The organism is Pseudomonas sp. PSPC3-2 (genome assembly GCF_049897085.1).
Lineage (GTDB): Bacteria > Pseudomonadota > Gammaproteobacteria > Pseudomonadales > Pseudomonadaceae > Aquipseudomonas > Aquipseudomonas paraveronii.
Map to the genome: position 1 here is coordinate 80,475 of NZ_JAFCVO010000005.1, position 18,453 is coordinate 98,927.

Annotated in this window: 14 protein-coding genes; 5 read left to right on the forward strand and 9 right to left on the reverse strand. The window is 61.4% G+C overall.

The genetic code is table 11. The features are described from left to right. Positions 1 to 5: 5 nt before the first annotated feature. The 3 genes from ACP7CJ_RS10530 to ACP7CJ_RS10540 are packed head-to-tail and all read right to left on the reverse strand — an operon-like array spanning position 6 to position 1,760. Complete coding sequence (locus ACP7CJ_RS10530; RefSeq protein ID WP_247397227.1) at positions 6 to 275, reverse strand: phosphopantetheine-binding protein; 270 nt, start codon at positions 273 to 275, stop codon at positions 6 to 8. Continuing rightward, on the reverse strand, positions 253 to 1,065 hold the full coding sequence (locus tag ACP7CJ_RS10535) for a lysophospholipid acyltransferase family protein (protein WP_276195976.1): 813 nt from the start codon (positions 1,063 to 1,065) through the stop codon (positions 253 to 255). The genes ACP7CJ_RS10530 and ACP7CJ_RS10535 overlap by 23 nt, the downstream gene beginning before the upstream one ends. Continuing rightward, complete coding sequence (locus ACP7CJ_RS10540) at positions 1,041 to 1,760, reverse strand: beta-ketoacyl synthase chain length factor (protein WP_276195977.1); 720 nt, start codon at positions 1,758 to 1,760, stop codon at positions 1,041 to 1,043. Before ACP7CJ_RS10540 ends, ACP7CJ_RS10535 begins: the two co-directional genes overlap by 25 nt. Positions 1,761 to 2,097: 337 nt before the next feature. On the opposite strand from ACP7CJ_RS10540, the gene ACP7CJ_RS10545 reads away from it, so the two are divergent. Further along, the gene (locus ACP7CJ_RS10545; protein ID WP_247397237.1) at positions 2,098 to 2,868 is read left to right on the forward strand and encodes a ParA family protein; all 771 of its coding nucleotides are present in this window, start codon (positions 2,098 to 2,100) and stop codon (positions 2,866 to 2,868) included. A gap of 41 nt (positions 2,869 to 2,909) precedes the next feature. Here the strand turns inward: ACP7CJ_RS10545 and trxC are convergent, their stop codons facing one another. Continuing rightward, the gene (gene trxC, locus ACP7CJ_RS10550) at positions 2,910 to 3,344 is read right to left on the reverse strand and encodes a thioredoxin TrxC (RefSeq protein ID WP_276195980.1); all 435 of its coding nucleotides are present in this window, start codon (positions 3,342 to 3,344) and stop codon (positions 2,910 to 2,912) included. Positions 3,345 to 3,581: 237 nt separating this feature from the next. Between trxC and ACP7CJ_RS10555 the strand changes: the two genes are divergently transcribed. Continuing rightward, positions 3,582 to 3,869, forward strand: a complete 288-nt coding sequence (locus tag ACP7CJ_RS10555; protein WP_276195982.1) for a type II toxin-antitoxin system HigB family toxin — start codon at positions 3,582 to 3,584, stop codon at positions 3,867 to 3,869. 7 nt (positions 3,870 to 3,876) lie between these two features. Then, the gene (locus ACP7CJ_RS10560) at positions 3,877 to 4,278 is read left to right on the forward strand and encodes a helix-turn-helix domain-containing protein (RefSeq protein WP_198718327.1); all 402 of its coding nucleotides are present in this window, start codon (positions 3,877 to 3,879) and stop codon (positions 4,276 to 4,278) included. A gap of 40 nt (positions 4,279 to 4,318) precedes the next feature. Here ACP7CJ_RS10560 and selO read toward each other — a convergent pair whose 3' ends face one another. The 3 genes from selO to ACP7CJ_RS10575 are packed head-to-tail and all read right to left on the reverse strand — an operon-like array spanning position 4,319 to position 11,006. Continuing rightward, positions 4,319 to 5,782, reverse strand: coding sequence for a protein adenylyltransferase SelO (selO, locus tag ACP7CJ_RS10565; RefSeq protein WP_426100457.1), 1,464 nt, complete (start codon positions 5,780 to 5,782; stop codon positions 4,319 to 4,321). Between the two features lie 48 nt (positions 5,783 to 5,830). Continuing rightward, positions 5,831 to 9,214, reverse strand: coding sequence for a mechanosensitive channel MscK (gene mscK, locus ACP7CJ_RS10570; protein ID WP_276195985.1), 3,384 nt, complete (start codon positions 9,212 to 9,214; stop codon positions 5,831 to 5,833). A 49-nt stretch (positions 9,215 to 9,263) separates the two neighbouring features. Further along, positions 9,264 to 11,006, reverse strand: a complete 1,743-nt coding sequence (locus ACP7CJ_RS10575) for a potassium/proton antiporter (RefSeq protein ID WP_276195987.1) — start codon at positions 11,004 to 11,006, stop codon at positions 9,264 to 9,266. Positions 11,007 to 11,698: 692 nt separating this feature from the next. Between ACP7CJ_RS10575 and ACP7CJ_RS10580 the strand changes: the two genes are divergently transcribed. Both ACP7CJ_RS10580 and ACP7CJ_RS10585 read left to right on the forward strand, forming a co-directional pair. Then, positions 11,699 to 11,929 (forward strand): hypothetical protein, encoded by a 231-nt coding sequence (locus tag ACP7CJ_RS10580; RefSeq protein ID WP_276195988.1) that lies wholly within the window; start codon positions 11,699 to 11,701, stop codon positions 11,927 to 11,929. Beyond that, positions 11,926 to 12,219, forward strand: coding sequence for a cell division protein ZapA (locus ACP7CJ_RS10585; RefSeq protein ID WP_253392967.1), 294 nt, complete (start codon positions 11,926 to 11,928; stop codon positions 12,217 to 12,219). The genes ACP7CJ_RS10580 and ACP7CJ_RS10585 overlap by 4 nt, the downstream gene beginning before the upstream one ends. Here ACP7CJ_RS10585 and ACP7CJ_RS10590 read toward each other — a convergent pair. Both ACP7CJ_RS10590 and putA read right to left on the reverse strand, forming a co-directional pair. Beyond that, complete coding sequence (locus tag ACP7CJ_RS10590; protein ID WP_426100455.1) at positions 12,216 to 14,018, reverse strand: acyl-CoA dehydrogenase; 1,803 nt, start codon at positions 14,016 to 14,018, stop codon at positions 12,216 to 12,218. The genes ACP7CJ_RS10585 and ACP7CJ_RS10590 overlap by 4 nt on opposite strands. A 167-nt stretch (positions 14,019 to 14,185) precedes the next feature. Continuing rightward, positions 14,186 to 18,139, reverse strand: coding sequence for a trifunctional transcriptional regulator/proline dehydrogenase/L-glutamate gamma-semialdehyde dehydrogenase (gene putA / locus ACP7CJ_RS10595; protein ID WP_426100453.1), 3,954 nt, complete (start codon positions 18,137 to 18,139; stop codon positions 14,186 to 14,188). Between the last annotated feature and the right edge of the window lie 314 nt (positions 18,140 to 18,453).

Below are 18,453 nucleotides of genomic sequence, written 5' to 3' on the forward strand. Positions count from 1 at the left end.
CGGTCTCAAGCTGCCTTTCTGGCCGTGACGAACGCCGCAAGGCTGGCCACGTTGGTGAAGTGATTGCGGGTGTCCTTGGCGTCGGCATCTATCTTGATGCCGTACTTTTTCTGGATCGCCAGGCCCAGTTCCAGGGCATCGACTGAGTCCAGGCCCAGGCCTTCGCCGAACAGGGGATCTTCGCTTTTGATGTCGTCGACGCTGATGTCTTCCAGGCCCAGGGCCTCGATGATCAGCGTCTTTATGTCGTGCTCAAGGCTGTTTGGGTTGCTCATCTTCGGCGAGCTCCTTAATGAAATAGTGATGCAGGTAATCGTTGAGCTTGCGTGAAGCCTGGGGCGCGGGCCCGAGTGCGGCGAACGCCTGTGGTTCTATATCGGCACCCACCCGTAAACTGAAGTGAAAGCGGCGTTTAGGAATGCGATACCAGGGTTCGGCCTTGGTCAGGGTGGTCGGGCTGACCTTGATCACCACGGGGGTGATGATTGTCGCACCGCGCAACGCAATCGCGGCGGCGCCGCGATGAAAGGCAGGCGCCGCGCCGGGTGTGGTGCGGGTGCCTTCTGGAAAGATGATCAGGGTCTGACCTTCGCGCAGGGCATCGGCGGCGGCGTCGAGCATGTCCGCGCTGCCGTCGTTGCTGATGTAGCCGGCATCGCGCACCGGTCCACGAGTGAACGGGTTTTGAAACAGGCTCTGCTTGACCACGCAGTTGGTCTGGCGCATCAGGCCGATCAGGAATACCACGTCGATCAGTGACGGGTGGTTGGCGACGATCATCTGGCCGGGGCGCCCGAGTTTGTCGGCGCCGTCGACACTGAAAGTCAGAATGCCCAAGCGCTGCATCATCCGAATGAACAACCAGAACAGGCGACTGATGGTGTGGCGCGCACGCCGTTGGTGCTGCTTGGCAGTCCCCGGCAGGCAACTGAGCAACGGAAATACCAACAAACGCAGGCACAGGCCGCCGACGCCAAACAGCGTGAAGCTGGCGGCGGTGGCGAGCAGGCGCCAATAGTAGGCGTCCCGTGGCTTATCGTTCACGGTTTGCGTTGCCAGTTCCATACGCGGTTCTTCCAGGCATGTTGGCAGGCGCCCTGTTCGGTCAACAGGGCACGCAGCAGGTTCAGGGCGTGGGGCCACTGGGTGTGAGTGGGTTGGACAGTGCTGCTGGTGAGTCCCAGTTGCCACTCGTCGCCTGGTGTCAGCAGCAGGCCGAGGGCGTAAGGGAAGGGTACATCCATGATCCAGCTGGCGTAGGCCTCGGGGGGCTGCTCCTCGGTGATCACCAGCAGTACCGCCGGTGCGCCTTCGTGGAGCAGCGCGGCCGCTTCGAGCATGCCGTGTTCCAGGCCATCGCCGGCGGCGGCAAGGGCGGTCATTTCGCTGGTTTCATTGCGCAGGATCGACCACAAGCCAATCACCGCGTTATGCACCGACAGGCTGAACTGGGTCGGTGACAGTGGCTGGTCGTTGGCCAGGTCGCTAAGGATGTCGAGGGTGCGCGGGGTTTCGCCGTGGCGGGAAATGAACACCAGCGGCAGGTCTTGCAAACCCTCGGCCATCGGCCAGCCTACGCTGAATGCCATGCGCGCCAGGCGGCTCAGGCGGCGGCGCTGCATGGCCGGTAAAAACGAGACGTCGGGGGAGGCTTCGCTGGCGGGCAGCAACACGGGGGCCTTGCACCAGGCGCGCCAGTCGTCCGCACTTTCGAGGCCCGGGGCCCAGGCGCGCCATTGGGCGATATTGAAATTGATCACTGAGAAGTTATCCCGCCCCTGCGGGCTTCCATGTGCGGCCACTGGCCCCGAATACCGGGACAGGGAGCAACAGCCGAATGGCGTGCATTATCCCGGTGCTGCGGGGTTCTAGCAAACTTTGGTAAACAATTGTTCACGGCTGATTACAATTTGCAGGGGAAGATTTACAGATTGTCCTCGGCTGAGAGCCGAGTTGGATTGTCGGACTGTTCCTTTTCATTTGTACGTTGAGTCCTGCATCCGGGCATCAATGCAGCAGTGCATGGATGAACGAGGTAGCTAACAGGCGCTTTTGCCCTCTACACTCGGGCATTCATTGGTACCCGGAGGTTTTTCCATGCGGCGCGTGGTGTTCAATCAAAAAGGCGGGGTTGGCAAGTCCAGCATCGCCTGTAACCTGGCGGCGGTCAGCGCCAGTGAAGGCTATCGAACCCTGTTGGTGGACCTTGATGCACAAGCCAACTCCACTCAGTACCTCACTGGGCTGACTGGCGACGATATCCCGATGGGTATTGCCGAGTTCTTCAAGCAAACCCTGTCTTCCGGGCCGTTCGCCAAGAAAAACCGGGTGGATATCTACGAAACGCCGTTCGACAACCTGCACGTGATCACCGCCACCGCCGAGCTGGCGGACTTGCAGCCCAAGCTCGAGGCCAAGCACAAGATCAACAAGTTGCGAAAGCTGCTGGATGAGCTGAGCGAAGACTACGACCGGATTTACCTGGATACCCCGCCGGCGTTGAATTTTTATGCGGTTTCGGCGCTGATTGCGGCTGATCGTGTATTGATCCCCTTCGATTGCGACAGCTTCTCGCGCCAGGCTCTGTATGGCGTGCTGGCGGAAATCGAAGAATTGAAGGAAGACCACAACGAAGGCCTGGAAGTGGAAGGCATCGTGGTCAACCAGTTCCAGGCGCGGGCGAGCCTGCCGCAGCAGATGCTCGACGAGTTGATTGCCGAAGGCTTACCGGTGCTGCCGGTGTATCTGGCGAGTTCGGTACGCATGCGTGAGTCGCACCAGCAGAACAAACCACTGATCCACCTGGACCCACGGCACAAGCTGACGCAGCAGTTTGTGGAGTTGCATAACCTGCTGGAAAACGCCTGACCTAAAGCACCACACTGGCCTGCGTTGTGCTCAAGGTCGGGTTAAACCCCTTGGCTACGCAGCCAGCTCATCAACTGCGGTAACGGAAACGCCCCACTCTGGCGCGCCACTTCGCGGCCGTTCTTGAACAGAATCAAACTGGGAATCGAGCGAATCCCCAACTGCGCTGACAACTGCTGATTGGCCTCGCTGTCGAGCTTGGCCAACCGACATTTACCCTCTAACTGCCGAGCCGCCTGCTCAAACACCGGCGCGAACGATTTGCACGGCCCACACCACTCGGCCCACACATCCACCAGCAACGGCAGGTCGCCCTTGATCTGACTGGCGTAGTCGCCCTGTTTCAGCTCAAAAGGCTGGTTCAACAACACCGGTTGCTTGCAGCGCCCGCACTTCGGCGCGTCAGCCAGGCGTTCGCCGGGGATGCGGTTGAGACCGTTGCAGTGCGGGCAGGGAATGACGAGAGGGTTGGACATGGTGGCGCTCCTTTGAGACTGGCCAATAGATCCTATTTGGAGTCGGGCATAGGTTTTATCAAGATCGAGGGCGACGACGCATATGCTCACAGATTCGCCTGGGTGGATTTGTGCAGGGCTATCTAGGCTTTGAGGGCTTGTTCGACATAGCACCATTGGTCCGTTCGCAGTTATAGCAAATTGCGATAATTGGCGGTCGGGTTTAACCTTCATAGCAAGATGCGATAGGGATGTTGCATGCGAGTGATTAGTGCGAAGCAAATCCGAAATGCCAAGGAAAAATGGCCCCATTCAGCCAGTGCGTTGGATGAGTGGTATCGGAAAATAAAAGTCCTCAGTCCTGAAGACTTTGCGGCGTTGAGATCGGTTTTCCCCACAGTGGATAAGGTGGGGGTATTACACGTCTTCAATATTGGCGGCAACAAGCTAAGACTCGTTGCGGCTGTGCGCTACCGCATGCAACGCCTTTATATCCGGCATGTTCTGGACCACCGGGAATACGACAAGGGTAAATGGAAGGAGTAACTGGAAAATGAGTGTACTGATCGAGCAAGTAGCCGAGCACTGGCAATTCATATCGCCGCTGTTGCGTAAGCCTAAAACGGAGGCTGACTATGACGTCCTGGTGGAAGCGCTCGACGAATTGTTGGATATCGTCGGGGAAGACGAAGCGCACCCGTTGATGGGGGTGGTCGATATCATCGGTGACTGGGTCGAGGCGTATGACTTGGAGCATTGGCCAGTACCAGAGGCGAGCGGCGTCGACGTATTGCGATCGATGATGCAGGAGCATGGTTTGACGCAGAGTGATTTGCCAGGTGTTGGTGCTCAATCGGTTGTCTCAGAAATCCTCAGTGGAAAGCGCCAGCTCAACGTGCGGCAGATTCGTTGGCTGGCGGAGTTCTTCAAGGTGCCGGTGGACATGTTCATCTGATCATGCCCAGGACGATGGGCGATCGGCTGTCGATGTCTCCTTACGAAGAACAACTAATCTCCAAATGCTTGCCCCAATCCGGCGGCCGCTGCGCGTACTGCTCCATCCCCGGCTGTTCCTCAAACGGCTTGCTCAACACCTCTTGCAGCCGTCGCACTTCGCTGTAATCCCCCGACTCGGCGGCGGTGATGGCGTTCTGTGCGAGGTAATTGCGCAGGATGTACAGCGGGTTCACCGCGTGCATCCGCGCACGGCGCTGTTCTTCGCTGTACTCGCCATCGCGTGTCACGCGGGCCTTGTACGCGTCGGCCCAGGCATCGAACCCGAGCCTGTCGACAAAGTCGTCACGCAACCGCGCCAGCGCGAGCGCCGCCGGCTCATCGCCCAGGCGCCGGAAGAACAGCGTGTAGTCAACGCTGCTGTTCTGCATCAACTGCAGCAAGCGCTCCACCAGTTGCGGGTCATCGTCTTCGGCGGTGGTCAGCCCCAGCCGGCGGCGCATCAGGTCCAGGTAGTGCGCCTGGTACAGTGGCAGGTACAGGCCGAGGGTTTCTTTCAAGGCATCGACGCTGATGAACGGTGTGAGCGCCTGTGCCAGCGCACTGAGGTTCCACTGCCCGATCGGCACCTGATTGCTGAAGGAGTAGCGCCCTTCATGATCGGAGTGGTTGCAGACGAAGTGCGCGTCAAAGTCGTCGAGAAACGCAAACGGCCCGAAGTCGAAGGTGATGCCGAGGATCGACATGTTGTCGGTGTTCATCACCCCGTGGCAGAAGCCATAGGCCTGCCATTTGGCGATCAGTGCGGCGTTGCGTTCGACGACTTCGCGGAACATCGCCAGGTACGGTTCGGGCTGTTCCTGGCACTCGGGGAAGTGCAGCTTCAATACATGTTCCGCCAGTTCCGCCTGCTGCTCGGGCTTCTTGGTGTAGTAGAAGTATTCGAAATGGCCGAAGCGGATATGGCTATGGGCCAGGCGCAACACCATCGCCCCGCGTTCCTGCTTCTCACGCCAAACCGGCGTGCTGGAGCCGATCACGCACAGCGCACGGCTGCTGGGGATGCCCAGTGCGTGCAGCGCTTCTGACGCCAGGAACTCCCGAATCGACGAGCGCAGCACTGCGCGGCCATCGCCCATGCGCGAGTAGGGCGTCTGCCCGGCGCCCTTGAGGTGCAGGTCCCAGTGTTCGCCGGCGCGGTTATACACCTCGCCGAGCAGCAAGCCACGGCCATCGCCCAGTTGCGGGTTGTAGGAGCCGAATTGATGCCCGGAATACACCATCGCGCGCGGTTCGGCTTCGGCCCACAGTTTGTGGCCGCCGAACAGCTCGGCGAATACGGGTGTTTCTGCTACGGCCGGGTCGAGGTCGAGCAGGGCCATGGCGGCGTCGCTCGCCACGACCAGGCGCGGTTCGTCGAGGGGCTCGGGCAGGACGTGGGTTGAGAACGCGTCGCCCAGGCGTGCGAAGCGGTTGTCGAAGGTCAGTTCGTCGAGGGCTTTCACCGGCCATCTCCAGCAGAATGTCCGAGCATTCTGCTGGGGATAGGCGCTTTAGTCGAGCGTGGAGGGCGGCGGCTCGGGTGCGTCGACCACTTTGCCTGGCGGTGGCTGCGGTGCGTCTGGGGCCTTGGCCGGGTTGGCGACGGTGTGCTTTTCGTCTTCCACCGGCACCAGTTTGTACTCCTGGCCGTGCAGGTTTTTCAGGTAAACCTCCATCTGCCGGAACGAGATGTTGATATGGTTATTCTTGAACTCACGGTTGATAAAACGGTTCACTTCGTCGACCACCGGGTTGCGGTCACCGAGGTCACGCACGTGCATGCGCAGTTCGTGGTCGAGGGTGCTTTCGCCGAAATTGAGGAAGTACACGTGCGGTTCGGGGTCTTTCAGGACCCGTGGGTTTTCCCGCGCGGCCTGGAGCAGCAGGGCCTTCACCAGGTCGAGGTCGGAGCCGTAGTCCACGCCGAGTTTGAGGGTGACCCGGGTAATGGTGTCGGTCAGCGACCAGTTGATCAGTTGCCCGGTGATGAAGGTTTTGTTCGGGACAATGATGTCCTTGCGGTCGAAGTCGGTGATGGTGGTGGCGCGGATGCGGATCTTGCTCACCGTGCCTGACAGGTTGCCGATGGTGATGGTGTCGCCGATCCGCACCGGGCGCTCGAACAGGATCATGATGCCGGAGATAAAGTTGGCGAAGATCTCCTGCATGCCGAAGCCCAGTCCCACCGACAGCGCCGCCACCAGCCATTGCAACTTGTCCCAGCTCACGCCGAGGGTCGACAGGGTCGAGACAAACCCCACGCCGGCAATCACATAAGACAGCAATGTGGTGGTGGCGTAGGCGCTGCCCTGGGCCAGGTCCAGCTTGGACAGCACCAACACCTCCAGCAAACCGGGCAGGTTGCGCGCCAGGGCGAACGTGATGCCGATGATGATCAGCGCGCCGAGCATGTCGCCGATGCTGATCGGCACCATGCTGATATTGGCCCCGGTGCCGCTGGTGTATTCGTAGAGGGTGACGTTGTCCAGGTAGGAAAACACCGAGATCAGATCCGACCACACCCAGTACAGCGCCGCGATGAAGCCGCCGAGCAGGGCCAGTCGGATCAGGCGCATGGATTGTTCGTTGACCTGTTCAATGTCCAGGGTCGGCTCTTCGATCACCGCCTCGCCGTCGCCGGCTTCTTTGGCGGCCTGGCGTTTTGCCAGCGCCCGCGAATAGGCCAGACGCCGGGCCGCGACGCCCAGGCCGCGGACGAACGTGGCTTCGATCACCAGCCAGAACATCAGCAGGTACAGGGTGTTGATCAACCGATCGCTGAGCTTCAGGGCGGTGTAGTAATAGCCAAAGCACACGGCGATAAACAGTGCGATGGGCAGCGCGGTAAACAACAGGCCCGCGCCTTTGCGAAAGAGTGAGGCTTTCTCGTGGGTCGTGCTGTGCAACAGCAGGCGGCCCAACAGCCAGGCCATCAGCGCGTAGCAGGTCAGCACCACGCCGATGCCGAGCACGTCGTCGGCCAGTGCCGCCGGCTGATGCTCGGCAATGGCCACCACGGCCACCAGCGCCAGTACCACGAGCCCGAGCTTGCGCACCCAGCCTTGCAGGAATTCGACCTGCGGACGTTCCCAGCGGAAGTGCAATTCGGCTACGCCGCCCGGCGCGAGGATTCGGTAGGCGGTGTAAAACACCATCCACGCCTGGGCGATCTGCAACAGTGCGGCGCCCAGGTTGGCGTTTTGCCCGCGGGCGTCGATCTGCAACGCATAACCGCATAACGCCAGGCCCAGGGCTACGGGCATGGCCAGCAGGATATTCACCAGGATCGCCTGGGGCGTGTGCCATTGGCTGTCACGCTTGAAGTGGCCGATGTCCAGGTGGACCTTTTTCAGGCGTGCGTACAAGGCATTGCGCCGCCACAGCAGCGCGCCGATCAACAGCAGCAACGGCAGGAACAGCAGCGGGCGCTGGGTCAGGCCGTCGTACAGTTCGCTGACGCTGGAGGCCCAGGGCAGGGAGGTGACTTGCTTGCTCAGGTGATCCGGGACGGTTTCCAGCCACTCGGTGTCCAGTGGCTTGTTGCTGGGAATCCAGAACATCTGTTCATCAAGGGTCGCACGCAGGCTGGTGGCGGTGCTGAGCAGTTGTTTCTGGTTCAGTTGCAGGGTGATCGATTCATTGAGCAGCGCGCTCAGCTCGCGGCTCAAGCGCTCGAGCAGGTCGCTGCGGGTAATCGCCAGTTCCAGCAGGGTGCGCCGCAATTGCGGGGTGACCTCATCCGGCGGCTGGTTGGCCAGCAGGTTATCCACGTAGGTGCTGGGCGAGCTGATCAGTTCGCGTTGCTGGTTGACCTCGAACTGGTACAGGCGAATGTTGGCGATGTTGTCCGCCAGGTCGCGGTCGACCGTCAGGCGCGGCAAGGCCTGCTTCTGTTTGTACAGAATCTTCGACAGCAGCAGGCTGCCCTTGAGCACGTTGATCTGCTCGTCCAGCGCCGAGTCGCTCTGGGTCACGGTGTCCAGTTGCTGCTTGGTCTGCAGGTTCTTCTGGGTCAGGTCGTTGAGGCGGTCGGTGCTTTTAAGCAGGTAGTCGGACAGTTTCAGGTTGGCCGCGCTTTCCGTGGCCAACAGGCTGCTGCCGCCGGCTTTCTGAGCTTCGATGGACTGTTGGGTCACCGTCTGCTGGGACTGGGCTAGGCGTTTCTGGTTGATCAGGGTTTGCAGGTCCTGGATCTCTTGCTCCAGGCGCGCGGTTTTTTCCACCACCAGGTCATGCTGGCTGTTGCCCAGGTCTTGCAGTTGGCTGTTGCCGGCCAGTTCCTGGCGGCGCAGCGGGATCAGTGCATTCAGCGACGCCAGTTCGGCGTTCAACTGGTTGCGCTGGTCGGCGCTGAGGGTTTTGCCATTGTCCTTGCCAGCCTTGAGGGTCGCGTTGATCTGCTGGATGCGCGTCTGGCTGCTGCTGATTTCGGTCTGGGCGCGCTCGGGGCGGGTCTGGGCGGCGATGGTCAGGCTGTTGGCGTCGGCCAGGTCTTTTTGCAGGTCGCCTTGCTGGGTGGTGCGCTGTACCAGCAGTTGCTCCAGTTGCGGCACCGGCAAGGTGGCGTAGCGCTGGGCCACCGGGACGACTTTAGTCGCCTTGAGCCGGGTCAATTCGCGCTGGTTTTCGCTGGTCAGGCGCGGGGCGTCTTGCAACTGGCGCTTGAGATCGGCCAGGCGCTGCTCGTAATCCTGCTTGTTGCCCAGGTAGGTCAACGTCTGCTGCAGGATCGCCTGCAGCGCCTTCATGTCGGCGTCGGGCAGCTTGCGGTCGGGCAGCTTGTCCAGGGTTTGCTGGATAGCGTCGGCGTTGGGCGGGTCGGCGGCGTATACGCTGCCGACACAAAGGGTCAGGCCCAGCAGGGCAGTGGCGAGAAAAGTGCGCAGGGTAGGCATAGAGACCGGTCGAGCAAGGTGAAGAAACGGGGCAGTGTTGCCCCGCAGTTTAGAGGAAGAGTCCGGGGCCCGGGCGACTTCCTTCGGGGAATCTGACGCCGACTTTGCCGATCTTGTTCCCGTCCATGACCGCGACGGTCCAGATCGTGTTGTTCCACTCCACCTGGTCGCCGACCACCGGCGCGCCGCCGACTTTCTGGGTGATGAAGTGGCTCAATGGCATGTCCGCGTCGATGCCTTCGAGTTGCAGGCCATACAACGCCGATACCGCGCCGAGCTGGGCGTCGCCTTCGAGGACGAAGTCGCCGAAGAAGCGCAAATCCAAGCCGCGTTGCGGCGCCTGGCTGAACAGTTTGCCCAGGGCTGGCAGGTTGTGTTCGTGACCGATCACGCAGAGCAGGTCGTCGGCTTCCAGCACCGTGCTACCCGACGGATGGAGCAGTTGCTGGCCACGGAACAGTGCCGCGATGCGCGTGCCTTCGGGCATTCTCAGTTCGCGCAGGGCTGCGCCGATGCACCATTTTTCCGCGCCCAGGCGGTAGACGAACAGCTCCCACTCGCTGGTGACGTGGACTTCCAGGGCAGCGCGGGAAATCGGCGCCGGCTCCGGTGGTACGGTTACTTTCAGCAGCTTGGCCACCCACGGCAGGCTGGTGCCTTGCACCAGCAGCGAGACCAGCACGATAAAGAACGCCAGGTTGAAGTACAGCTGCGCATGGGGCAGGCCGGCCATCAGCGGGAACACCGCAAGAATGATCGGCACCGCGCCGCGCAAACCGACCCAGGCGATAAAGGCTTTTTCACGGTCGTGGAACGCCTTGAACGGCAGCAGGCCGACCATCACCGACAGCGGCCGCGCAAACAGGATCATCCACAGCGCCAGGCCCAGGGCGGGCAGCGCAATCGGCAGCAGATCGTGGGGCGTGACCAGCAGGCCCAGCACCAGGAACATGCCGATCTGGGCGAGCCAGGCCATGCCGTCGAGCATATGCAAAATGCCATGACGGCTGCGCACCGGGCGGTTGCCGATCACCAGGCCGCACAGGTACACGGCGAGGAAGCCGCTGCCGTGCAGTGCGTTGGTCAAGGCGAAGACAAACAGGCCGCCGGCGATCACCAGGATCGGGTACAGGCCGTTGGCCAGGTTGATCCGGTTGACCATCTGCAGCATCAGCCAGCCGCCGCCCAGGCCGATGAAGCCGCCGATGCCGAACTCGCGCACCAGGTGAATCAGCAGGCTCCAGTGCAGGCCGGTCTGGCCGCTGGCGAGCATGTCGATCAGGGTGACGGTCAGGAACACCGCCATCGGGTCGTTGCTGCCGGATTCGATTTCCAGGCTGGCGGAGACCCGTTCGTTGAGCCCCTTGCCGCCGAGCAGCGAGAAGACTGCGGCGGCGTCGGTGGAGCCGACAATCGCGCCGATCAGCAAGCCTTGAATGATATTGAGGTCGAACAGCCAGGCTGCGGCCATGCCGGTGAGGCCGGTGGTAATCAACACCCCCACCGTGGCCAGCGACAACGCCGGCCAGAGTGCCACGCGAAAACTTGCCACCCGTGTGCGTAAGCCGCCGTCGAGCAGGATCACGGCCAGGGCGAGGTTGCCCACCAGGTAGGCGGTCGGGTAGTTATCGAAGATGATGCCGCCGCCGTCGACGCCGGCGACCATGCCCACGGCCAGGATGATCACCAGGATCGGGATGCCCAGGCGGGACGAAAGAGAGCTCACCAGAATGCTCGCACTCACCAGCAACGCGCCGATCAAGAACAGGCTGTTGATGGTTGTCGCATTCAAAGGCAGTACTCCATGGGCAAAATTAAGACGGGCGCATTCTGACCATGCAGTCTGCGTGCCAGCGATTCTAACCTGTTGAATTGCCGCGCTGTCAAAAAGGTTTTAACGACGGGCGCCGATCTAAATATGGGAGGGGGCTTGCCCCCGATAGCTGAGTGTCAGTCAGCACATCTGATTCTGATACACCGCAATCGGGGGCAAGCCCCCTCCCACATTTTTAGAGGCGAAACCGCGCGACCATCCCATTCAAATCCACCGCCAGGCGCGACCACTCGCTGGTCGGCCAGGTCGCAGATCAGCGTCGCGGATTTTGCTCATTTGGTTGAGGGCGAACACACCGAGAAACAACATGAGTGTGCCAATCAGGGCGAAGCCGAGGAAGGCGCGCGGCGCGATATTCATATTACGAAGAGACATGCGGGAACCCTGGGAAGATGCGCGATCCACGCGGCCATGAGGCGGGAAATGCATCACCTATCGGCAGTACGACTAAAATCTAAAAGCGCATGTGCTTTTATCGCATCTGACGAGGGGTTGGGCCGATTCAGGAACCTGATGGGGGAAATGCAGTCACTAAGGCTCGAAAGTGTGGCCCGGCCCTTAACCATCGGGCTGCGCGCCGGGGATAACCCTGGCATCCGAGGTGAATTTTCTTTATCGTCACCGCCCTTTTAAAAGCCCAGGAAATCAAAATGTTAGAAGCATCCCTCAGTCAACTGGAACAACTGGTCAGCGACCTGGTACAGCAGAATCACGACCTGTTGGGCACTCATGAATCCCTCAAGGCGGAACTGGCCCGCGCCAAGGATGAGAACGACAGCCTGCAACTGAACCTGATGGAGCAGGAAGAAAAGAACGGCGCCACCGCTGCGCGTATCCAGGCGTTGGTTGAGCGTGTGAGCGCAGGTCCTGTCAGCGCATGAACGAAGGGATAAAGGTCGTTTCGATTCTCGGAGAGGATTACTCGATCAAGGCTCCGGCCGGAGAAGATCAAACCCTGATGCGCGCCGTGACCCTGCTCAAGGCCTCCCTGGCGACTACCAAGCAAAAGTACCCGACCCTGATCGGTGACAAGCTATTGGTGCTGGCCGCGCTGAACCTGTGCGCCGAGCAGATCGAAATGCAACAGCGTCACCAGCAGGAACTCGACCGTTACCAAGAGCAAGTCAGCGCCACGGTCGAGGTGATTTCCAAGGCTATCGGCCAGCCTTAGAACCACTCATCCTGCATGCCGAGGCACGTATCATCGCGGGCCTCGAGAATTGCCAGTTCATGATGGCAGCCCGGTACTTCCCAGGTCAGGAAGTACCGGGCTGCCTGGAGCTTGCCTTTATAGAAGACGGTGTCCGCCGCATTCCCCTTGGCCAGGCCTTCTTCGGCGCGAATCGCCTGCTCCAGCCAGCGCCAGCCAATCACCGTGTGTCCGAACACCTTCAGGTACAGCGCCGAATTCGCCAGGCTGCTGTTGACTTTGCCTTGGGCGAGATCCGTCAGCAGGCCGATCGTCACGCTTTGCAGGCGCGCCACCAGGTGTTCCAGCGGCTCTCTCAAGGCATTCAGCGAGGGGTATTGCTGCGCCCGTGCGCCCGTTTCGGCGATCAACCGAATCAACTGCTTCAGGCCGGCGCCGCCGTTCTGCGCCAGCTTGCGCCCGAGCAGGTCCAGGGATTGGATGCCGTGGGTGCCTTCATGGATCGGGTTGAGGCGGTTGTCGCGGTAGTACTGCTCCACCGGGTATTCACGGGTGTAGCCGTGGCCGCCGAGAATCTGGATCGCCAGCTCGTTGGCCTTGAGGCAGAACTCCGAGGGCCAGGATTTGACGATCGGAGTCAGCAGGTCGAGCAGTTCGTGGGCGTGCTTGCGCTCGCCGTCGGTTGCCAGCGTGGTGGTGTCGTCGAATAGGCGTGCGGCATACAGGCCGAGGTCGAAGGCGCCTTCGACGTAGGCTTTCTGGGTCAGTAGCATGCGCTTGATGTCGGCGTGCTGGATGATCGACACCGGCGCGGTGCTCGGGTCTTTGCTGTCCGGCAGGCGGCCCTGCGGACGTTCGCGTGCGTACTCCAGGGAATACAGGTAACCGGCGTAACCGAGCATCACCGCGCCCATGCCGACGCCGATGCGCGCTTCGTTCATCATCTGGAACATGCAGCTCAGGCCTTGGTGCGGCTGGCCCACCAGATAGCCGACGCAGTGCCCGTTATCGCCGAAGTTCAGCGCTGTGGACGTGGTGCCGCGCCAACCCATCTTGTGGAATAGCCCGGCCAGCAACACATCGTTGCGCTCGCCCAGGCTGCCGTCGTCGTTGACCAGGAATTTGGGCACGATAAATAGCGAAATACCCTTCACCCCGGCCGGCGCGTCCGGCAGCTTGGCCAGGACCATATGCACGATGTTTTCCGACAGTGGGTGGTCGCCGCCGGAGATAAAAATCTTGTTGCCCTTGAGGCGATAGCTGCCGTCCGCCGCAGGCTCGGCGCGGGTCCGAATGTCCGACAGCGACGAGCCGGCATGGGGCTCGGTCAGGGCCATGGTGCCGAAGAAACGCCCCTCGATCATCGGCTGCAGGAAGCGTTGCTTCTGCTCCTCGGTGCCGAAACTTTCGATCAGGTTGGCGGCGCCCATGGTCAGGAACGGGTAGGACGTTGACGCGGCGTTGGCCGACTGGAAGTGCGCGAAGCAGGCCTGGGACAGCAATGTCGGTAACTGCATGCCGCCGGCTTCGAAACTGCGCGCGGCATTGAGAAAGCCCGCTTCGAGGAAGGCGTCCACCGCCGGTTTGACTTCCGGAATCAGGATGGCCTTGCCGTCCTCGTAGCGTGGTTCGTTTTCGTCGTTCTTGCGGTTATGCGGCGCGAAGTACTTCTCGGCAATGTTCCGGGCGGTACTGATGGCCGCGTCGAAGGTTTCGCGATTGTGTTCGGCAAACCGCTCGCGCTGGGTCAAGCCCTCGGCATCAAGGACTTCGTACAGCTCGAAAGCCAGATTGCGGGAACTGAGTAGCGTCTCGGACATGGCGGCTTACCTGTGTGGGAAGGGGCCTGAGTCTAAGTGCGGGAATGGAGGGCGGCTAGCAAGATTGATCTGGGTGATGGAGGGGCAGAACGCGGACGAGGAGTTTAAATGCAGTCGAATGTGGGAGGGGGCTTGCCCCCTCCCACATGTTGACCGCGTTTCGGCAGTTAGCCGATGGTCATCAGGCTGGCGTTACCACCGGCTGCTGCGGTGTTGACGCTCAACGCACGCTCGATCACCAAACGCTCCAGGGCAATTGCAGTTTCGCCTTGGGACAAACCATGCACCCCGACAATCGCCCCGCCACGCTGGGCGACTTGCTGGCAAACCGCGCGCAGTTGATCGGAGTCGCCGTGGTGCAGGACTGCGTCGAACACGACTTCGTCCTTGGTCCAGTCGGCCACACGCTTGATCTTCGCCTGAATCTCCCTCGGCAGGCGTGGGAACAAGGCTTTGGTCAGCTCAGTTTCCGGCCATACCGCCGAACCGCCGACGGCCAATACCGCCGCCAGTTGGGTCAGCAGGTCGCCTTCCACTTCCGCCAGGCACAGCACATGCTCGCGGGGCAGGATGGCGTAGCTGTTGCGCTCGCCGGTCGGACCGGCCAACAGGCGGGTGATACCGCTTTGCGATTGCGCGGCGAACCGGCTGCACAGGGCACTCAGTTCGCTGAACGTGTTGCTGTCGGCCCAGGCTTTTAAGGCGGTCAGCGGTTGGCTCATGGCATCGCGCAGGCGCACGTCCGGTGCGGACAATGCATCACCCCGAGCGAAGGATTGCTCGATCGCATCGGTAGGACGCGTCGACAGCAGGCGGTACAGGTACAGCGGGCCACCGGCTTTCGGGCCGGTGCCCGACAAACCTTCGCCGCCAAACGGCTGCACGCCGACCACAGCCCCGACAATGTTGCGGTTGACGTAGACGTTACCGGCATGAACGTTGTCGATCACCTTGGCGATGGTCTCGTCGATGCGCGTGTGTACGCCCAGCGTCAGGCCGTAGCCGGAAGCGTTGATCTGGCCGATCAACTGGTCGATCTCTTTGCGCTTGTAGCGCACCACGTGCAGCACCGGGCCGAAGATCTCCCGTTGCAGCTCGTCGAAGCTTTCCAGTTCGATCAGGGTTGGCATCACGAAGGTGCCGCGCTTGATCTCTTCGCCGTCGGCAATCGCCACCTGGTACACGGCGCGGCCTTTGTCGCGCATGGCCTGGATGTGCTTCTCGATGCCGGCCTTGGCGTCGGCGTCGATCACCGGGCCGATATCCACCGACAGGCGCTCAGGGTTGCCCAGACGGCATTCAGCCATGGCGCCCTTGAGCATTTCGATGACGCGGTCTGCAGAATCTTCCTGCAGGCACAGGACACGCAGGGCCGAGCAACGCTGGCCGGCACTGTCGAAGGCCGACGACACCACGTCGATGACCACTTGTTCGGTCAGGGCCGAGGAGTCGACGATCATCGCGTTCTGACCACCGGTTTCGGCGATCAGCGGAATCGGCCGGCCCTGGGCATCCAGGCGCCCGGCGACATTGCGCTGCAGCAGGCGTGCGACTTCGGTGGAACCGGTGAACATCACGCCTTTGACGCGCTCATCACCGACCAGACGCGCACCGACGGTTTCGCCCCGGCCCGGCAGCAGTTGCAGCACGCCTTCCGGAATGCCGGCTTCGAGCAGGATGCGCACCGCTTGTGCGGCCACTAGCGGGGTTTGCTCGGCAGGCTTGGCCAGTACCGGGTTGCCGGCGGCCAGTGCAGCGGCGACTTGACCGCTGAAAATCGCCAGCGGGAAGTTCCACGGGCTGATGCAGACCACCGGGCCTAATGGGCGGTGGGCGTCGTTGGTGAAATCGTGACGCGCCTGCACGGCGTAGTAACGCAGGAAGTCCACGGCTTCACGCACTTCGGCGATGGCATTGGCGAAGGTCTTGCCGGCTTCACGGGCCAGCAGGCCCATCAGCGGCTGGATCTCGCCTTCCATCAGGTCGGCGGCACGTTCGAGGATCGCGGCACGCTCGGCGGGCGGGGTGGCCTGCCAGATCGGGCCGGCGTTGATGGCGCACTGGATCGCGTTGTCGACGTCGTCGACGGTGGCTTCCTGTACGTGGCCGACCACATCACGCAGGTCGGACGGGTTCAGCACCGGCGCAGCGGCTTCATTGCTGGCGGCGCAGCCCAGCATCGGCGCGGCTTTCCAGTGGTTGTGTGCGGTGGCCAGCAGGGCGCAGGACAGCGACGCCAAGCGGTGTTCGTTGGCCAGGTCGATACCGGCCGAGTTGGCGCGGTCGCTGCCGTACAGGTCACGCGGCAATGGGATACGCGGGTGCGGCAGGCCGAAGCCGCCTTCCAGCGTCGCCATTTGCTCGATGCTGGCCACTGGATCGGCCACCAGTTCCTGGATCGAGATGGACTGGTCGGCAATGCGGTTGACGAACGAGGTGTTGGCGCCGTTTTCCAACAGGCGACGCACCAGGTAGGCCAGCAGGGTTTCGTGGGTGCCGACCGGTGCGTACACGCGGCACGGACGGTTCAGCTTGCCATCGGCAACCTTGCCGACTACCTGCTCGTACAGCGGTTCGCCCATGCCGTGCAGGCATTGGAACTCGTACTGGCCGGGGTAATAGTTCTGACCGGCGATATGGTAGATGGCCGACAGGGTGTGGGCGTTGTGCGTGGCGAACTGCGGGTAGATGACTTCCGGCACCGACAGCAGTTTGCGTGCGCAGGCAATGTAGGACACGTCGGTGTACACCTTGCGGGTATACACCGGGTAGCCTTCCAGCCCTTCGACCTGGGCGCGCTTGATTTCGCTGTCCCAGTACGCGCCTTTTACCAGGCGGATCATCAGGCGGTGGCGGCTGCGGCGCGCCAGGTCGATGACGTAGTCGATCACATACGGGCAACGCTTCTGGTAGGCCTGGATCACGAAACCGATGCCGTTCCAGCCGGTCAGTTGCGGCTCGAAGCACAGGCGTTCGAGCAGGTCCAGGGACAGCTCCAGGCGGTCGGCTTCTTCGGCGTCGATGTTCAGGCCGATGTCGTATTGCTTGGCCAGCAACGTCAGGGACAGCAGGCGCGGGTACAGCTCGTCCATCACGCGTTCGTACTGGGCGCGGCTATAACGCGGGTGCAGGGCCGACAGCTTGATGGAAATGCCCGGGCCTTCATAAATCCCACGGCCGTTCGAGGCTTTGCCGATGGAATGAATGGCCTGCTCGTAAGACGCGAGGTACTTCTGTGCATCGTGTTCGGTGAGTGCGGCTTCACCGAGCATGTCGTAGGAATAGCGGAAACCCTTGGCTTCGAACTTGCTCGCATTGGCGAGGGCTTCGGCGATGGTTTCGCCGGTGACGAACTGCTCGCCCATCAGGCGCATGGCCATGTCGACGCCCTTGCGGATCATCGGCTCGCCGCTCTTGCCGATGATGCGGCTCAGGGACGAGGTAAGGCCGGTTTCGTTATGCGTGGAGACCAGTTTGCCGGTCAGCAGCAAGCCCCAGGTGGCGGCATTGACGAACAGCGACGGGCTGTTGCCCAGGTGCGGCTGCCAGTTGCCGGTGCTGATCTTGTCGCGGATCAGTGCGTCACGGGTGCCTTTGTCGGGGATGCGCAGCAGCGCTTCGGCCAGGCACATCAGTGCCACGCCTTCCTGGGACGACAGGGAGAATTCCTGCAGCAAGCCCTGGACGATGCCGGCACGGCCGCCGGCGCTCTTCTGATTGCGCAGTTTTTCTGCAATCGACGCGGCCAGCTTATTCGTGGCTTCGGCCATCTGTGCCGGCAGGCGAGCCTGTTCGATCAGCATCGGCACCACTTCCGGCTCAGGGCGACGGTAAGCGGCGGTGATCGAGGCGCGCAGGACGGATTGCGGCAGGATGCTCTCGGCGAACTCGAGGAAACACTGGTGGGCGTGTTCGGACTGGACCTCGCCGGCATCATCGGCTTCCTTGCTGCTCAAGCCATTGAGCTCGGTCAGGGTTGCACCACCCTCTAGTTTCTCCAGGTAATTAAAAATCGCCTGCTTGATCAGCCAGTGCGGCGTGCGATCAATGGAGGTCGCGGCCGCCTTCAGGCGTTCGCGGGTCGGGTCGTCGAGTTTGACCCCAAGGGTGGTCGTAGCCATTTTCTTATCCTCATGGGTGCCACTACCGAGTGGCATCAGCTGGCGGCAAGATTAGCTTCGCTCTGGAAGAGGTGCAACCGGGTGCAACCCTTTTTATGCATGAAATTTTCGACGTTCAATCGGAAAAAAACCAGACCTCGACCGAATCCGCTTCGATTTTGTGCATTTGCTTCTGAGATCGGCTGTGCTTGCTCCGAAAAGGAGCAAAAACGGGGTGTTTTGAGCAAAACACATCAAGGTGCAACTTATTCGCAAGAAACTGGTTGCACCTTATTTGCTTTGTTGAATAGCATTCGCGGCCAAGGTGCAACCGC